The sequence below is a fragment of the Succinivibrio dextrinosolvens genome, from assembly GCF_900116345.1.
GTDB classification, from domain to species: domain Bacteria; phylum Pseudomonadota; class Gammaproteobacteria; order Enterobacterales; family Succinivibrionaceae; genus Succinivibrio; species Succinivibrio dextrinosolvens_B.
The window spans coordinates 1-1,524 of sequence record NZ_FPAH01000087.1 but is presented as its reverse complement, the minus strand read 5'-3'; the positions used below and the strand labels follow the sequence as shown (position 1 = coordinate 1,524).

The window sequence follows — 1,524 nt, the reverse complement described above, 5'->3', positions numbered from 1 at the left end:
GCCCTTTGGGCCTGTCTGCTTCAATTAAAGGTCTGATTTCAGTCAGAGGAATAATTCACAGTGTAAATTTTATTTAGGACAAACAACATTCTTAACTTCCATCAAATTCAGATGCCAGAGGATTAATTCTAAAGTAAGTTTTTTTCTATCGTGTGGAACAATCTTATCATCTCAATCCTGACCTTCATTTAAAACAGCCAGGCTCAAAGAGCCGTTATCGTCCCATAATGACTGTTCGAATACCGGCAGATTTGGTTCAGAGGGATAATTCCAAACAATTTTATTAAAAAAAAGAATCTTACTCATTCTTAAACCAAATCATTACATGCAGGGTAAAGAGAGATAATTCGCTTAAATAAATTTATTCATGAAGGACCTCATCCTTTTACCATGCACGCCATAGCATCAATCTCATAAAGAATGAACGGTACCAAGTCTCTCTATGAAATCTTAAAGCTCATTTTTTGACGATTATAAACAAGGCTTTTAGCCTAACAATCTGCATTTCTTTGCATCAAACGGCTGTCCTGATTTGACAATAGTCCATGCCACTCTGGCAAGCCTGTTTGCAATTGAACAGACAATCTTTTTATTGGATATCTCCGGATTTTCTATCAGCTGTGTTAACTTCGAGGCTTCTGTTTCTGTTGAAGCTTTTCTCGACTGCTGTGCAAATCTGGCGATAGCACACATATAAAGAATCTTCTTCAACTGCCTGTTGCCGGTGTGGGGAATACAGCCTACGTTTACTTCACCTCCTGAGCCTGAAACACGGGGAGCAAAGCCTGCAAAGGACGCAAAATGTCTTGAATTAGGAAAGTCATCCGGATTACCAAGTACCGCATGTAAAGTAACTGCAGACAAGACTCCTATACCGGGTATGGTCATCAGATTCTGTACAGTTCTGTTATTCTTTGCGTACTGTTTGAGGTAGAGATCAATCTGTTTAATCTGTGCTTCAAGTGAATCACGGTTTGCCTTAAAAGGCTCTGCGATCATCCTGAAATTACTAATAGCATCAGAATGATTCTCCTCAAGTGATAACTTCAGCTTATCGGTAGCCGCATCTATCTTTGCTGATCCTTCGCCGCAGATTTCTCCTAACTCATAGAGCATTGCTCTTTGTGCATTCATTGACTGTGTCTGCTGTTTTAGGAGCTGTTCTCTGGCAGCAAGCAGATTCATCAGAGTCTGATTCTCTTCATCTCTTGCTCTTATGGTTCTGACTGAAGGACAGATAGTGCCTTTAAATATTCCCAGGGCATCAATCTTATCTGTCTTCTGTAAGCCCAGAAAAGCTCTGATTGAAGCTGCCGGCATGATTTTGTACTTATGACCAAGACTCTCAATAAATCTTGCCCAGTAATTACATGCTCCGCATGCTTCAAATCCAACCATCAAAGGTTGACTGAAAGGAGGAGATTTTAGAAAATCTAAGAAAGCTTCACGGGATAAGGCTTTATTCTTAATCTTTTGCTTCTCGGTCAGATAGCAAACCTGAAATACTCTTGCTGCCAGATCAAC

General features: G+C 40.0%; 2 protein-coding genes. Both read right to left on the bottom strand.

The window, feature by feature from the left end:
* Nucleotides 1–171: 171 nt before the first annotated feature.
* Complete coding sequence (locus BM308_RS13630) at nucleotides 172–306, bottom strand: hypothetical protein (protein WP_306706594.1); 135 nt, start codon at nucleotides 304–306, stop codon at nucleotides 172–174.
* A gap of 180 nt (nucleotides 307–486) precedes the next feature.
* Nucleotides 487–1,524, bottom strand: a 1,038-nt coding sequence (locus BM308_RS13105) for an IS110 family RNA-guided transposase (RefSeq protein ID WP_074945826.1), incomplete at its 5' end; no start/stop codon positions are given.

Excerpts from the sequence above, each read along its gene's own strand:
- BM308_RS13630 (WP_306706594.1), bottom strand. The coding sequence starts at position 306 with ATGAGTAAGATTCTTTTTTTTAATAAAATTGTTTGGAATTATCCCTCT.